Annotated in this window: 11 protein-coding genes and 1 riboswitch; of the genes, 10 read left to right on the forward strand and 1 reads right to left on the reverse strand. The window is 65.0% G+C overall.

Going from position 1 to position 14,710, the window contains the following annotated elements; translation table 11 throughout:
- Positions 1 to 43 precede the first annotated feature (43 nt).
- The 6 genes from murG to ftsZ all read left to right on the forward strand — a co-directional run bounded on the left by murG (position 44) and on the right by ftsZ (position 7,267).
- Positions 44 to 1,222 (forward strand): undecaprenyldiphospho-muramoylpentapeptide beta-N-acetylglucosaminyltransferase, encoded by a 1,179-nt coding sequence (gene murG, locus C8C94_RS22675; protein ID WP_370449758.1) that lies wholly within the window; start codon positions 44 to 46, stop codon positions 1,220 to 1,222.
- Positions 1,219 to 2,652, forward strand: a complete 1,434-nt coding sequence (murC, locus tag C8C94_RS22680) for a UDP-N-acetylmuramate--L-alanine ligase (protein ID WP_055399560.1) — start codon at positions 1,219 to 1,221, stop codon at positions 2,650 to 2,652. The genes murG and murC overlap by 4 nt, the downstream gene beginning before the upstream one ends.
- Positions 2,649 to 3,638 (forward strand): D-alanine--D-alanine ligase, encoded by a 990-nt coding sequence (locus C8C94_RS22685; protein WP_055399558.1) that lies wholly within the window; start codon positions 2,649 to 2,651, stop codon positions 3,636 to 3,638. Before murC ends, C8C94_RS22685 begins: the two co-directional genes overlap by 4 nt.
- Complete coding sequence (locus C8C94_RS22690; RefSeq protein WP_121422313.1) at positions 3,638 to 4,453, forward strand: cell division protein FtsQ/DivIB; 816 nt, start codon at positions 3,638 to 3,640, stop codon at positions 4,451 to 4,453. Before C8C94_RS22685 ends, C8C94_RS22690 begins: the two co-directional genes overlap by 1 nt.
- Positions 4,454 to 4,560: 107 nt before the next feature.
- Positions 4,561 to 5,790: a cell division protein FtsA gene (gene ftsA / locus C8C94_RS22695; RefSeq protein WP_008903721.1), complete on the forward strand. Its 1,230-nt coding sequence runs from the start codon at positions 4,561 to 4,563 to the stop codon at positions 5,788 to 5,790.
- Between the two features lie 235 nt (positions 5,791 to 6,025).
- Entirely contained in the window at positions 6,026 to 7,267 is a 1,242-nt protein-coding gene (gene ftsZ, locus C8C94_RS22705) for a cell division protein FtsZ (RefSeq protein ID WP_055399554.1), read from the forward strand.
- A gap of 122 nt (positions 7,268 to 7,389) precedes the next feature.
- On the opposite strand, the gene C8C94_RS22710 is transcribed toward ftsZ, so the two are convergent.
- Complete coding sequence (locus C8C94_RS22710) at positions 7,390 to 9,177, reverse strand: methyl-accepting chemotaxis protein (protein ID WP_121422315.1); 1,788 nt, start codon at positions 9,175 to 9,177, stop codon at positions 7,390 to 7,392.
- Between the two features lie 215 nt (positions 9,178 to 9,392).
- On the opposite strand from C8C94_RS22710, the gene lpxC reads away from it, so the two are divergent.
- The 4 genes from lpxC (at position 9,393) to C8C94_RS22725 (ending at position 14,520) form a co-directional block, all read left to right on the forward strand.
- The gene (gene lpxC, locus C8C94_RS22715) at positions 9,393 to 10,316 is read left to right on the forward strand and encodes a UDP-3-O-acyl-N-acetylglucosamine deacetylase (protein ID WP_121422316.1); all 924 of its coding nucleotides are present in this window, start codon (positions 9,393 to 9,395) and stop codon (positions 10,314 to 10,316) included.
- A gap of 7 nt (positions 10,317 to 10,323) precedes the next feature.
- On the forward strand, positions 10,324 to 10,500 hold the full coding sequence (locus C8C94_RS25770; RefSeq protein ID WP_176888338.1) for a hypothetical protein: 177 nt from the start codon (positions 10,324 to 10,326) through the stop codon (positions 10,498 to 10,500).
- A gap of 42 nt (positions 10,501 to 10,542) precedes the next feature.
- A riboswitch (TPP riboswitch) is annotated at positions 10,543 to 10,666 on the forward strand.
- Between the two features lie 108 nt (positions 10,667 to 10,774).
- Entirely contained in the window at positions 10,775 to 12,667 is a 1,893-nt protein-coding gene (gene thiC / locus C8C94_RS22720) for a phosphomethylpyrimidine synthase ThiC (protein WP_121422317.1), read from the forward strand.
- A 197-nt stretch (positions 12,668 to 12,864) separates the two neighbouring features.
- Positions 12,865 to 14,520: a methyl-accepting chemotaxis protein gene (locus tag C8C94_RS22725; protein ID WP_055398550.1), complete on the forward strand. Its 1,656-nt coding sequence runs from the start codon at positions 12,865 to 12,867 to the stop codon at positions 14,518 to 14,520.
- Positions 14,521 to 14,710 lie beyond the last annotated feature (190 nt).

Here is a 14,710-nt window from a genome sequence, read left to right on the forward strand (position 1 = left end):
TGTTTCACCAAAACGGGCTGCAGCAGCGCGCCAGCGCTGCCGAATGCGCAGCATTCGATGCGCGGAGGCCGCGTATGAGAAGTCTGGTTCACCAAAACAAGCTGTGCATTGCGCAAGCAATGCCAGGCACGCAGTGCCTCATGAGAGGGGGCCGCGTATGAGCGCGCAGAAAACTGCTCTGATCATGGCCGGTGGCACCGGTGGCCACATCTTTCCGGGCCTTGCGGTGGCCGAAGAGCTGCGCACGCGTGGCTGGCGTGTGCACTGGCTGGGCGCGCCCGGCAGCATGGAGTCGCGCATCGTGCCCACGCACGGTTTCGCCCTCGAACTGATCGACTTCTCGGGCGTGCGCGGCAAAGGCATCGTGACGCTGGCCCTGCTGCCGCTGCGCCTGCTGCGTGCCTTCTGGCAAGCCCTGCAGGTGGTGCGGCGCGTCAAGCCCGATGTGGTGGTGGGCCTGGGCGGCTACATCACCTTTCCGGGCGGCATGATGGGGGTGCTGGCAGGCAAGCCGCTGGTGCTGCACGAGCAGAACTCGGTGGCGGGCATGGCCAACAAGGTGCTGGCCGGTGTGGCCGACCGGGTGTTCACCGCCTTCCCCAACGTGTTCAAACAAGGCCAGTGGGTGGGCAACCCCCTGCGCACGCCGTTCACGCAGCAGCCCGGCCCGGCCGAGCGGTTTGCGGGGCGCACCGGTCCGCTGCGCCTGCTGGTGGTGGGTGGCAGCCTGGGGGCGCGCGCACTCAACGAGATCGTGCCAAAGGCTATTGCCCTGATGCCTGCCGACCAGCGCCCGCAGGTGATTCACCAGAGCGGCGCCACGCAGATCGACGCCCTGCGGGCCAACTATGCGGCTGCAGGGGTCGAGGCGGAGTGCACGCCCTTCATCGATGACACCGCCGGCGCGTTTGCGGCGGCCGACATCATCGTCTGCCGCTCTGGCGCGAGCACGGTCACCGAGATCGCTGCCGTGGGCGCTGCTGCCTTGTTTGTGCCGTTCCCGTCGGCGGTGGACGACCACCAGACCACCAATGCCAGGTTCCTCGTGGATGCCGGTGGCGGCTGGCTGGTGCAGCAGCGCGACCTGACGCCCGAAGGGCTGTCGCAAATGCTATTGAAATTGGAGCGCCCTGCGCTTGTAGATATTGCGCTGAAGGCCAAAAACATGCAAAAAATCAACGCCACCCGCGAAGTGGTGACTGCCTGCGAGGAGTTGGCATGAAACACGCGATTCGCCATATCCATTTTGTGGGCCTGGGCGGCGCGGGCATGAGTGGCATCGCCGAGGTGCTGTTCAACCTGGGCTACCGCATCTCGGGCTCGGACCTGGCCGACAGCGCCACGCTGCGCCGCCTGGAAGGGCTGGGCATCAAGACCTGCCTGGGCCATGCGGCTGCGCACATTGACGGTGCCGATGCCGTGGTTACATCAACAGCGGTCACGCCCGACAACCCCGAGGTGCTGGCAGCGCGCGAGAAAAAAATTCCCGTGGTGCCCCGCGCGCTGATGCTCGCCGAGCTGATGCGCCTGAAGCAGGGCATCGCCATTGCAGGCACCCACGGCAAGACCACCACCACCAGCCTGGTGACCAGCGTGCTGGCCGAGGCGGGCCTGGACCCGACCTTTGTGATCGGCGGCAAGCTCAACAGCGCAGGCGCCAATGCCAAGCTGGGCAGCGGCGACTACATCGTGGTCGAGGCCGACGAGTCCGACGCGTCGTTCCTGAACCTGCTGCCAGTGATGGCCGTGGTGACCAACATCGACGCCGACCACATGGAGACCTATGGCCACGACTTCGGCCGCCTCAAGGGCGCGTTTGTCGATTTTCTGCACCGCATGCCGTTCTACGGCACGGCCATCCTGTGTGTGGACAGCCCCGCCGTGCGCGACATCCTGCAAAGCGTGACCTGCCCCATCACCAGCTACGGCTTTTCGGAAGACGCGCAGGTGCGCGCCATCAACGTGCGCGCCGAGGCGGGCCAGATGCGCTTTACCGTGCAGCGGCGCAACGGCGTCACGCTGCCCGACATGGAGATCGTGCTCAACCTCGCGGGCGAGCACAACGTGCTCAACGCGCTGTCGGCCATTGCCGTGGCCGTGGAGCTGAACATTCCGGACGAAGCCGTACAGCGTGCGCTGGCGGGCTTCAAGGGCGTGGGCCGGCGCTTCCAGCGTTATGGCGACCTGCCCGCCAAGGACGGCGGCCAGTTCACCGTGATCGACGACTACGGCCACCACCCGGTGGAGATGGCGGCCACCTTGGCTGCCGCACGGGGTGCCTTCCCGGGGCGCCGCCTGGTGCTGGCTTTCCAGCCGCACCGCTACAGCCGCACGCGCGATTGCTTCGAGGATTTTGTGAAGGTTATTGGCAATGCCGATGCCGTGCTGCTCACCGAGGTGTATGCCGCTGGGGAGGCGCCTGTGGTGGCCGCCGATGGTCGATCGCTGGCCCGTGCGCTGCGCGTGGCGGGCCGCGTGGAGCCGGTGTTCATCGACAACGTGGCCGACCTGCCGCAAGCCATTGCCGACAACGCGAAGGACGGCGACGTGGTGATGTGCATGGGCGCAGGGTCGATTGGCGCCGTACCTGGCAAGGTGGTGGAGATGCTACAAAATAGTGAGCTTTCAGCGCTTGAAGGGAGCGCGCTATGACCGTTTTTGATTCCAATTTTGATGTGAAATCGCTGGGCAAGGTTGCCGTACTGATGGGCGGCGACTCGGCCGAGCGCGAGGTCTCGCTGATGTCTGGCAGCGGCGTGCTGCAAGCGCTGCGTTCGCGCGGGGTGGATGCCCATGCCTTCGACCCCGCGCAGAACGCACTGGGTGACCTGAAGCGCGACGGCTATGCGCGCTGTTTCATCGCGCTGCACGGCCGTCATGGCGAGGACGGTACGGTGCAGGGCGCACTGGAGCTGCTGCGCATCCCGTACACCGGCCCCGGCGTGATGGCCTCGGCCATCGCGATGGACAAGGTCATGACCAAGCGCGTGTGGCTGGCCGAGGGCCTGCCCACACCGCGTTATGTGTGGCTGGCGCCCGACCGCCAGCAGCGCGAGGTGGTGCGCACCGTGCCCGATGAGCTGGGCCTGCCCCTCATCGTGAAGCCGCCGCGCGAAGGCTCCTCCATCGGCGTGACCAAGGTGCGTGGCTACTCGGACATGCAGGAGGCCGTGCAGCTGTCTGCCCAGTACGACCCCGATGTGTTGTGCGAAGAGTTCATCGAAGGCGAAGAAGTGACCTGCCCCGTGCTGGGCCAGGGCGCCAGTGCCCGTGCGCTGCCAGTGATCCGCATCGTGGCGCCCGATGGCGCCTACGACTACCAGAACAAGTATTTCACCGATGACGTGAAGTACCAGTGCCCGAGCGGCCTGCCCGAGGCTGAGGAGCGCGAGATCCAGCGCATCGTGCTGGAGGCTTACCGCACCCTGGGCTGCCGGGGCTGGGGCCGTGCCGACCTGATGATCCGCGCCAGCGATCGCAAGCCCTTCCTGCTGGAGATGAACACGTCCCCCGGCATGACCGGGCATTCGCTGGTGCCCATGTCCGCACGGGCTTCGGGCATCAGCTACGAAGAGCTGTGCCTGCGCATCCTGGCCGATGCCGCCTTGGACACACCGACAAGGTCGAAGGCCGACTGATGACCCAAACGTTGCCCGCACCGCTGGACGTCAAGCTCATGAACCTGACCGCATCGGTCTTGTTCGTGGGCTGTGTCCTGCTTGTGTTGGCGGCGGGGGCCTGGTGGGTGCTGCGCTACCCCGGTTTTGCGATTGCGCGCATCGTGGTGCAGGGCGAGCTGGTGCACAACAACGCGGTGACCTTGCGGGCCAATGTCGCGCCGCACCTGGTGGGCAATTTCTTCACGGTGGATTTGCGTGCCGCGCGCGAGGCTTTCGAGCAGGTGCCCTGGGTGCGCCGCGCCCAGGTGCGGCGGGTGTACCCCGGCAGCCTGCGCGTGGAACTGCAGGAGCATGACGCGGTGGCGTACTGGGGGCCGGACACCGGCTCTGCACTGGTCAACAGCCAGGGCGAAGTGTTCGAGGCCAACGTGGGTGATGTGGAACAGGACGGCCTGCCGCGCCTGCTGGGACCTGCGGGCAGCTCCCCCGAGGTGCTGCAGATGTTTGGACTGCTGCAGCCGGTGTTCAAACCGCTCGGGCTGGAGGTGGAAACGCTGGAGCTGACGGGGCGGGGCGGTTGGCGGGCCACGCTGGACAGCGACGCCGTGGTGGAGCTGGGCGGCGGCACACCGCAGGAGGTGGTGCAGCGCACGCAACGCTTCACGCGCACCCTGACACAGGTGGCTGCGCAGTACGGGCGGCGTGTGGATGCCCTGGAGTCCGCCGACCTGCGGCATGCCGGGGGCTACGCCCTGCGCATGCGCGGTGTGACCACGGTGGTGACCGATACCGCAGCGGCGGCTGCTTCGGCCAGTGCCGTGCGCAGGAGGTAATGGCATGCAGCAACAGCAACAGCGCTGGTATGTGGAGCGGGACGCAGGTGGGTTCGTGAATGGGGCCGTGGGGCGGCGGGACAGAACAGAGAAGGGCAGAGACTGATATGGCAAGAGAATACAAAGACGTTGTGGTGGGGCTGGATATCGGCACCGCCAAGGTCATGGCCGTGGTGGCCGAGGTCCTGCCCAATGGCGAGCTCAAGCTTGCAGGCTTGGGCGTGGCCCCGAGCAATGGCCTCAAGCGCGGCGTGGTGGTGAACATCGACGCTACCGTGCAAAGCATCCAGCAGGCCCTGAAAGAGGCCGAGCTGATGGCCGACTGCAAGATCCAGCGTGTGTACACAGGCATCACCGGCAGCCATATCCGGGGGCTCAACTCCAGCGGCATGGTGGCCGTGAAGGACAAGGAAGTCACCTCTGCCGACGTGGCGCGCGTGGTCGAGACGGCCAAAGCCATCAACATCAGCAGCGACCAGCGCCTCTTGCTGGTGGAGCCGCAAGAGTTTGTGATCGACGGGCAGGATGTGAAAGAGCCCATCGGCATGAGCGGCATCCGCCTGGAGGCCAAGATCCACATCGTGACCGGTGCGCAGAGCGCGGCCGAAAACATCATCAAGTGCGTACGCCGTTGCGGCCTGGAGGTCGAGCAGCTCATGCTGAACCCGCTGGCCAGCAGCCAGGCGGTGCTGACCGACGATGAGCGCGAGCTGGGTGTGGTGGTGGTGGACATCGGCGCGGGCACGACGGATGTGGCCATCTTCACCGGTGGCGCGATCCGCCACACCGCAGTGATTCCGATTGCGGGCGACCTCATCACCAGCGACATCGCGATGGCGCTGCGTACTCCCACCAAGGACGCTGAAGACATCAAGGTGGAAAGCGGCTACGCCAAACAACTGCTGGCCGACCCCGAGGCGCAGGTGGAAGTGCCGGGCCTGGGCGACCGCAGCCCGCGCATGCTGAGCAAGCAGGCGCTGGCCGGTGTGATCGAGCCGCGGGTGGAAGAAATTTTCTCGCTCGTGCAGCAGGTGGTGCGCGAGTCGGGCTATGAAGAAGTGCTGTCGTCGGGCATCGTGCTCACAGGCGGCAGCTCGGTGATGCCCGGCATGATCGAGCTGGGCGAAGACATCTTCCTCAAGCCCGTGCGCCGAGGCATTCCCAAGTATTCCAGCGCGTTGTCTGACATGGTGGCCCAGCCCCGTGCTGCTACCGTCATGGGCCTTCTCGAAGAGGCCCGGCTGGCCCGTTTGCGCGGCTTCAAGGTGGCGCAAAAGAGCGGGTCCATGAAGACGGCGTTCGGCCGTTTCAAAGATTTCATCGTGGGGAATTTTTGACCATGAAATACCCAGGAATGAGCGCCGCCGGGCCGCCTCAAGGCGCGAAGGCCCCCTTGGGGGGCAGCGCAGCACACGCAGTGGCAAGCGTGGGGGCCTTGTGGTTAGCCCGTGGTAGCCCGCACGGCACTGCGCGAGAGCGATGGCGATGTACAGGACCGCCTCGTTCTCCAGCCACCAGTACCCCCTTCCCCATATGGCAATTGCCTACGAATTTAGAAACAGGAGCTCCAAGATGACCATCGAAATGATCGAAGCCGAAGAATTCAACCAGGGCACCCAGATCAAGGTGATCGGTGTGGGCGGTGGCGGCAGCAATGCCGTCGAGCACATGATTTCCCGCAGCGTGCAGGGCGTGGAGTTTGTCAGCGCCAATACCGACGCGCAGGCGCTCACGCGCAGTTCGGCCCACCGTGTCATCCAGCTGGGTGGCAGTGGTCTGGGGGCAGGCGGCAAGCCTGAAAAGGCGCGCGATGCAGCCGAAGCGGCAGTTGAAGACATCCGCGACGCCATCCAGGGCGCGCACATGCTGTTCATCACGGCCGGCATGGGCGGCGGCACGGGCACGGGGGCTGCCCCGGTGATCGCGCGCATCGCCAAGGAGATGGGTATTCTGACCGTGGGTGTGGTGACCAAGCCTTTCGACTGGGAAGGTGGCCGCCGCATGAAGAACGCCGACGAAGGCCTGGCCGAGCTGGAAGCCAATGTGGATTCGCTGATCGTGGTGCTCAACGAAAAGCTGCTCGATGTGCTGGGCGATGACATCACCCAGGACGAAGCCTTTGCACACGCCAACGATGTGCTCAAGAACGCCGTGGGCGGTATCGCTGAAATCATCAACGAGTACGGCCAGGTGAACGTGGACTTCGAAGACGTGCGCACCGTGATGGGCGAGCCCGGCAAGGCCATGATGGGCACTGCCACTGCCAGCGGCCCCGACCGCGCCCGCATCGCTGCCGAGCAGGCCATTGCCTGCCCGCTGCTCGAAGGCATCGACCTGTCGGGAGCCAAGGGCGTGCTGGTGCTGGTCACCGCGAGCAAGGGCAGCCTCAAGCTGTCCGAGTCGCGCCAGGCCATGAACACCATCAATGCCTACGCATCGACCGACGCTCATGTGATCTTCGGCGCTGCCTACGACGAAACCCTGGGCGACGAGATCCGCGTGACCGTGGTGGCCACAGGCCTGTCGCGTGCCAACGCACGCCGCCAGCCCATCTCGGTGGTGCAAGGTGGCCTGCGCACGGGCACGGACAATATGGCCTACCAGATGCCCATGGCCGGTGTGGGAACGCTGGGGGGGGCTGTGGGTGTGCAAGGCGGCCACACGGGCAGCGCGCAAGCCGACTACGGCAGCATGTCGGTGCCCAGCGTGTGGCGCACCAACCGCACCCAGGCTGCGGCCCGTGTGGACGCGCTGTCCTCGGGTGGCATGGATGACCTGGAGATCCCGGCCTTCCTGCGCAAGCAAGCCGACTGATCGACAACAGGCTCTTCCATGGGCCGCAAGACAAGAAGCCCTGCCAGCACAAGCTGGCAGGGCTTCTTTTTTTGCAGCGAGGTTTGCTTGCGCTGTGCTTGTGCTGCTTCAGGTCCTTGTGGTCAGAAGGACTCCCAGTCGTCGTTGTTGTTGTCCGCTGCAGGTTTGGGGCTGCTGGCCTTGGGCGGCAGCGCCGCTGCCGGGGCCTTGGCGGGCGACGCAGGGCGGGGTGCAGCGGCCTTGGCCAGTGCGGGGCGTGGTGCGGCAGCGCGTACGGGAGCGGGTGTGGGGCGGGGTGTGGCCGCAGGGGCGGGCCGGCTTGCCGGGGACGGCGCTGGGGCATTGCTGCCATTGACCCGGAACAGCGCGACCACCTGGGTGAGCTTCATGGCCTGCTCGCGCAGACTGTCTGCGGCGGCAGTGGATTGCTCCACCAAGGCAGAGTTCTGCTGCGTCATCTGGTCGAGCTGGTTCATGGCCGTGTTGACCTGGGCAATGCCCTGGCTCTGCTCGGACGTGGCTGAGCGGATTTCGCCAATGATGTCGGTCACGCGCTGAACGCTTTCCACGATCTCGGTCATGGTGGCGCCCGCATTGCCCACCAGCTGCGTGCCCGATTCCACCTTTTCGACCGACGCGCCAATCAGGGCCTTGATCTCCTTGGCGGCTTCGGCACTGCGTCCGGCCAGGCTGCGCACCTCGCTGGCCACCACGGCAAAGCCCCGGCCTTGCTCGCCCGCGCGGGCCGCCTCGACGGCGGCATTCAAGGCCAGGATATTGGTCTGGAAGGCGATGCCATCGATCACGCCGATGATGTCGCTGATCTTGTTGCTGCTGGCGTTGATGTCCTGCATGGTGGCCACCACCCGCGACACCACTTCGCCCCCACGCGCCGCGACCGCAGCGGCCGATGTGGCCATCTGGTTGGCCGTCTGGGCGGAGTCCGAGGTCTGCTTGACGGTACTGGTCAGCTCCTCCATGCTGCTGGCCGTGCTTTGCAGGTTGCTGGCGGTGTCTTCGGTGCGGTGGGCCAGGTCGTTGTTGCCCTGCGCGATTTCGCTCGACGCGGTGGCGATGCTGTCGGTGGCGGCGCGGACGTCGGTGACCAGCTTGCGCAGCGAAGTGACCATGTGGGCGAGCCCGTCGAGCATCGAGCCGGGGTGGGCCGTGGGGATGTGTGTATCGAGATTGCCTTCGGCCACTTCCGACATGATCGCGATGGCGTCAGTAGGCTCTCCCCCGATCTGGCGCAGCACGGAGCGCGATACGAACAGGCCGATGGCCCCCACCACAAGAATCACCACCACCACCATGGCCAGGCTCGACAGCAGGGCCTTGCGCAGCAGCATGTCCACGTCATCGGTATACAGCCCCGAGCCCACCATCCAGTTCCACCCGTCTACACGGACGATGTACTGGAGCTTGGGCACCGGGGTGGTCTGGTTGGGGCGGGCAAACATGGTGGGGACAAACGCCTTGCCATCCTTGCTGCTGCGCATGCCGTTCACCAGCAGGGCGATGATGTCCACCCCCGAGCCGTCCTTGACCTTGCCCAGCATGTTCTGCCCATCCCACTCGGGTTTGAAGGGGTGCATCACCCCCACGCCCTCGGTGGTCCAGATGTAGAAATACTCGGTCTTGCCCTCGGGGCCACCATAGCGCGCAATGCGCAGGGCGTCCTTGGCGGCCTTTTGGGCCTCCTCCTGGGGCATGGCGCCGCTGGCGGCCTTGGCCTGGTAGGCGGCCACTATGCTGTGGGCGGACTGGACGGCGGTGGTCAGCAGCTCTTTTCGGGACTCGGTGATGAGTCGTCGCTCCTGCAGGAGGGAGGTGACGGCCATGATCAGCAGCGCGACAAGCGCAGTGCCGATCATGAGCATGATTTTCATTTTGAAGCTGAGCTTGCTCATGGGAGTCTCCTGGGGGGCATTTGTGGTGTGTTCATGTTGTATCTTTTCAAGGCCCTCTGGCCCCAAATTGTGCGGCGAACCCGGTGGCCTGCGCAGTAGGTGAAAACGCGGCGGTAGCTCTACGTACGGGCCCCAAGCGCTCCGGGCATGGCGTCTGCAAGGCGGGCAAGACCTCAACCCGTGCGGGACAGGGCGCCAGAAACTAAAATGGAGGGATGCTCCAGCAACGCACCCTCAAGACACTGACCCGCGCCGTAGGCGTCGGGCTGCACAGCGGCCAGCGGGTCGAGTTGACGCTGCGGCCCGCGCAGCCGGACACGGGGATTGTCTTTCGGCGGGTGGATCTGCCACAGCCCGTGGACATCCCGATCCGCGCCGAGGCCGTGACGGACACCCGGCTGGCATCCACCATCGCGGTCGGCAATGCCAAGGTGCACACGGTGGAACACCTGATGTCGGCCTGTGCCGGGCTGGGGCTGGATAACCTTTATGTGGACATCACGGCCGAAGAGGTGCCTATCCTCGACGGATCTTCCGCATCTTTCGTTTTCCTGCTCCAGAGCGCAGGGGTCGAGCTGCAAAACGCGCCCAAGCGCTTCATCCGCGTCCTGCGGCCGGTGGAGGTCCGCGAGGGCGAGGGAGCCAATGCCAAATGGGCACGTTTGACGCCTTACCACGGCTACAAGCTCAGTTTCGAGATCGACTTTGACCACCCGGCTGTGGACTCCACCGGCCAGCGTGTGGAGTTTGACCTGGGGCAAGGCAACTACAGCCGCGACATTGCCCGCGCCCGCACCTTCGGCTTTACCCGCGATGTGGAGATGATGCGCTCCAACGGACTGGCGCTGGGCGGCGGGCTGGACAACGCCATCGTGATGGACGACTACAAGGTGCTCAACAGCGACGGCCTGCGCTACGACGACGAGTTCGTGAAGCACAAGATCCTGGATGCCATGGGCGACCTTTACCTCATTGGCAAGCCCCTGTTGGCTGCGTACAGCGCTTTCCGCTCGGGCCACGCCATGAACAACCTCTTGCTGCGCGAGCTGCTGGCCCAGCGCGATGCCTGGGAGGTGGTCACGTTCGAGGATGAGCGCCAGGCCCCCACCGGCTTCGCTCAGCCCGCGCGCGCCTGGTAGCACGCACATGTTGATCTTTCGCTGGCTGGCCATGCTGCTGCTTCTGGCGGCTGCCGTGTCGTTTGCGTTTTATGCCGGTACGGGGCAGGCGCGCTACAAGCGCCTGGGGCTCATCATCCTCAAGTGGACGGTGATTGCCGCCGTCTTTTTCTTTGCGGTGATCCTCATTGGCCGACTCGCGTGATGCGCGGGCTCTGCAACGCAGTTTTTTCTCTGGCCTATACTCGCGCCTGCTCCGGGGTGTGCTGATGCGCTGAGATGCAAGAGGCCTGAAGAAATTCAGGCCAGCTTGCGAACCCGACGAACTTGATCCGGTTCATACCGGCGGAAGAAGAGCCGACCTCCTTGTCCCCGTGCCCGCAGTCCCTGTGGGCACGTCATGCCCCAGGCGCTGCCGCCCCTGGAGGGCGCACAGGTCCATTCCGGAGCAGACCCCACCGGAACCAGGAGACCTGCCCATGAACGCCCCCGATCCCCTCGCTCGCGAGAAATTTGCTGAATTGCTGGCGCTGACGCGCGAGCCCTTCCCCGCATCGCGCAAAGCCTATATTCCCGGCCAACTGCACACCGACCTGCGTGTGCCCGTGCGCGACATCGCGTTGACCAACGGCGAGCTGGTCAGCGTGTACGACACCTCCGGCCCTTACACCGACCCTGAAGCCGTGGTCGACGTGCGCAAGGGCCTGGCCAGTGTGCGCGGGGGCTGGATCACCGGCCGTGGCGATGTGGAGCACTACGAAGGCCGCGCGCCCGTGGCGCTGGACGATGGGCAAAAGAGCGAAGACGCCACGCGCCTGGCCCAGCTGCGCGCCGAGGCCGCCGCCCTGCAACGCAAGCCCCTGCGCGCCAAGGCCGGTGCCAATGTCACGCAGATGCACTACGCCAAGAAAGGCATCATCACGCCCGAGATGGAATACGTGGCCATCCGCGAAAACGGCAAGCGCGAGTGGATGGAGCAGTACATGGCTGACGCAGGCCGCGAGCAGCGCCTGATGGGCAACCCGATGGGCGCGAGCATCCCGCGCATCATCACCCCCGAATTCGTGCGCGACGAAGTGGCGCGCGGCCGCGCCATCATCCCCGCCAACATCAACCACCCCGAAGTGGAGCCGATGGCAATCGGCCGCAATTTGCTGGTCAAGATCAACGCCAACATCGGCAACTCGGCCGTCACGTCGAGCATTGAAGAAGAAGTGGAAAAGCTTGTGTGGGCGATCCGCTGGGGTGCCGACAACGTGATGGATCTGTCCACCGGCAAGAACATCCACACCACACGCGACTGGATCGTGCGCAACTCGCCGGTGCCGATTGGCACGGTGCCGATCTACCAGGCGCTGGAAAAGGTGGGCGGCGTGGCCGAAGACCTGACCTGGGAAATCTTCCGCGACACGCTGATCGAGCAGGCCGAGCAGGGCGTGGATTACTTCACCATCCACGCCGGTGTGCGCCTGGCCTACATCCACCTCACGGCGCAACGGCGCACGGGCATCGTCTCGCGCGGCGGCTCCATCATGGCCAAGTGGTGCATGGCACACCACCGCGAGAGCTTCCTGTACGAGCACTTCGAGGACATCTGCGACATCATGAAGGCGTACGACGTCTCGTTCAGCCTGGGCGATGGCCTGCGTCCCGGCTGCGCGTCTGACGCCAATGACGAAGCGCAATTCGCCGAGCTGCACACGCTGGGCGAACTCACGCAAGTGGCTTGGAAGCATGACGTGCAGACCATGATCGAAGGCCCCGGCCATGTGCCCATGCACATGATCCAGGCCAACATGACCGAGCAGCTCAAGACCTGCCACGAAGCGCCGTTCTACACCCTGGGCCCGTTGACCATCGACATCGCACCGGGCTATGACCACATTGCCAGCGCGATTGGCGCGGCCATGATCGGCTGGATGGGCACGGCCATGCTGTGCTACGTGACGCCCAAGGAGCACCTGGGCCTGCCCGACCGAGATGACGTGAAGCAGGGCATCATTGCCTACAAGATCGCCGCCCACGCGGCCGACGTGGCCAAGGGGCACCCGGGCGCCCGCTCGCGCGACGATGCGCTGAGCCAGGCGCGCTTCGACTTCCGCTGGCAGGACCAGTTCAACCTGGGCCTGGACCCGGAAACAGCGAAGGAGTACCACGACGAAACCCTGCCCAAGGACTCGGCAAAGGTGGCGCATTTCTGCTCGATGTGCGGCCCCAAGTTCTGCTCGATGAAGATCACGCAGGAAGTGCGTGACTTTGCAAAGCAAAAGGGTGTGGCCGAGGCTGAAGCCCTGGCCCAGGGCATGCAGACCAAGGCGGCAGAGTTTCAGAAGGGCGGGGGCGAGTTGTACATCCCCCTGAAGCCCGTTTGAGAACAGTGCAATAAGCGCAGCTACTGGCCCCGAGGATTCCCTGAAGCAGGGCCTCGGGGCCGTGCTTACCCTGTGCGGTGGATAGCCCCGCCCGGCATATAGTCCCGCCCACCCCCGGTTCAGAAGACCGGGAGGAAGGGCGTGTGGCACTAAATTTGCTATGCTGAGTTATCTGTTAAAAAATGTAAGGAAGAGCCATGAATGCTCTCGGCCGCTTCTCTATCCGCACACGTCTTTACTTCGGAACCGTTTTTTCGCTGATTCTTCTGATCGTCATTGGCGCCATGGGCTATGTGGCCCTGGACCGCACCCGGGGCACATTGCAGGAGCTGTTTTCGCAGCGGGTGCAAACCCTGACCGATATGTCCGACCTGCGCACGACCCTGGGTGACCTGCGCCGGACCGAAAAAGACATCATCATCAATTTCAACAACTCGGTCGAGGTCTCTGCCCTGCGCGAGTCCTGGGCCAAGACCCTGGCTGCCCTGCGCAAGAGCCTGGCCGAGGTGCGCCAGGTGCAGTCGGGCGATGCAGAGTTTGTGGCCTCCATCGACAAATCCCTGGACGAGATCAAGCAGTACGAAACCGGCATTGCCCCCATCTTCGAGAAGATCGAGGGCGCGCAGCTCGATGGTGCGGGGGGCGGTGCCTACGCCGACCGCCTGAAGGTCCACATGGAGGCCACCGACAAGCTGTTCTCCAGCCTGGCCAGCGCGGCCCGCTCGCAGATGGACGAGGCCCGTGCGGGGGTTGAATCGCGCACTTCCACCATGTCGGCGTTGATTGGCATCGGGCTGGTGCTGGGGTTGGCGGTGCTGATTCCGCTCACCTTCTTCAGCGTGCGCTCCATCACCAAGTCGCTGGGGCAGGCGCAGGAACTGGCCGACCGCATTGCCAGTGGTGACCTCTCTCGCGATGTGGCGGCCATGAACCAGGACGAGGTGGGCCAGTTGGTGTCAGCCATGGGCCGCATGCAGGACGCCTTGCGGGGCCTGGTGCGCCAGGTGCAGGACGCGGCAGGCAACATCACCACCGCCAGTTCCGAGATCGCCAGCGGCAACCATGACCTGAGCCACCGCACCGAGCAGACCGCGGCCAATCTGGAGGAAACCGCTTCGTCCATGGAGCTGCTGACCAGCACCGTGCAGCAAAGCGCCCAGTCCTCCCGCCAGGCCAGCGACTTCGCTTCGTCGGCCGCCGAAGTGGCCGCACGCGGTGGTGCCGTGGTGTCGCAGGTGGTGACCACCATGGACCAGATCACCACCAGCTCGCGCAAGATTGCCGACATCACCGGTGTCATCGACTCCATTGCCTTCCAGACCAACATCCTCGCGCTCAACGCGGCCGTGGAAGCCGCGCGCGCCGGTGAACAGGGCCGGGGCTTTGCCGTGGTGGCCAGCGAGGTGCGCAACCTGGCGCAGCGCAGCGCCGAAGCGGCCAAGGAGATCAAAGGCCTGATCGGTTCGTCGGTGGAACGCGTCGAAGACGGCTCGCGCCTGGTAAGCCAGGCCGGCCAGACCATGACCGAGATTGTGAGCAGCGTGCGGCGCGTGTCCGACATCATTGCGGAGATCACCGCTTCGTCGGCCGAGCAAAGTGACAACATCGGCCAGATCAGCCAGTCCGTGAGCCAGCTCGACCAGATGACGCAGCAGAACGCCGCGCTGGTGGAAGAGTCCACCGCTGCCTCTGAATCGCTGCGCGAACAGGCGCTGCACCTGAGCAGTGCGGTCAGCCAGTTCAAGCTGCAGGACGGCGGGGCTCCTGCACCCTCAGTCTTCAGCGCGGCAGCGGCGCCCGCTGCGCCAGCCGTGGCCCAGGCGCAGCGCAGGCCTGCGCTGCGCATACGTTAATTTTGAACATTTTTTGACCGCTAGGGACCCTCTGCACGAATCACCGCGCCGTGTGCATCTGCGGTCTCGGGCGGTCTGCGGCGTTGCAAAACCTCGCAATAGCTACGGCTATTGCTGCGTTTTGCGCCTTGCAGCCCATCACGATCCGCAGCGCACACTTGCCGCTCGATTCGTGCAGAGGATCCCTAGC

This window comes from Acidovorax sp. 94 (genome assembly GCF_003634645.1).
Taxonomy (GTDB): domain Bacteria; phylum Pseudomonadota; class Gammaproteobacteria; order Burkholderiales; family Burkholderiaceae_C; genus Acidovorax; species Acidovorax facilis.

Excerpts from the sequence above, each read along its gene's own strand:
- C8C94_RS22725 (WP_055398550.1), top strand. The coding sequence starts at position 12,865 with ATGAATGCTCTCGGCCGCTTCTCTATCCGCACACGTCTTTACTTCGGA.
- C8C94_RS22690 (WP_121422313.1), top strand. The coding sequence starts at position 3,638 with ATGACCCAAACGTTGCCCGCACCGCTGGACGTCAAGCTCATGAACCTG.
- lpxC (WP_121422316.1), top strand. The coding sequence starts at position 9,393 with ATGCTCCAGCAACGCACCCTCAAGACACTGACCCGCGCCGTAGGCGTC.
- ftsA (WP_008903721.1), top strand. The coding sequence starts at position 4,561 with ATGGCAAGAGAATACAAAGACGTTGTGGTGGGGCTGGATATCGGCACC.
- thiC (WP_121422317.1), top strand. The coding sequence starts at position 10,775 with ATGAACGCCCCCGATCCCCTCGCTCGCGAGAAATTTGCTGAATTGCTG.
- C8C94_RS22710 (WP_121422315.1), bottom strand. The coding sequence starts at position 9,177 with ATGAGCAAGCTCAGCTTCAAAATGAAAATCATGCTCATGATCGGCACT.
- C8C94_RS25770 (WP_176888338.1), top strand. The coding sequence starts at position 10,324 with ATGTTGATCTTTCGCTGGCTGGCCATGCTGCTGCTTCTGGCGGCTGCC.
- ftsZ (WP_055399554.1), top strand. The coding sequence starts at position 6,026 with ATGACCATCGAAATGATCGAAGCCGAAGAATTCAACCAGGGCACCCAG.
- murG (WP_370449758.1), top strand. The coding sequence starts at position 44 with ATGCGCAGCATTCGATGCGCGGAGGCCGCGTATGAGAAGTCTGGTTCA.
- C8C94_RS22685 (WP_055399558.1), top strand. The coding sequence starts at position 2,649 with ATGACCGTTTTTGATTCCAATTTTGATGTGAAATCGCTGGGCAAGGTT.
- murC (WP_055399560.1), top strand. The coding sequence starts at position 1,219 with ATGAAACACGCGATTCGCCATATCCATTTTGTGGGCCTGGGCGGCGCG.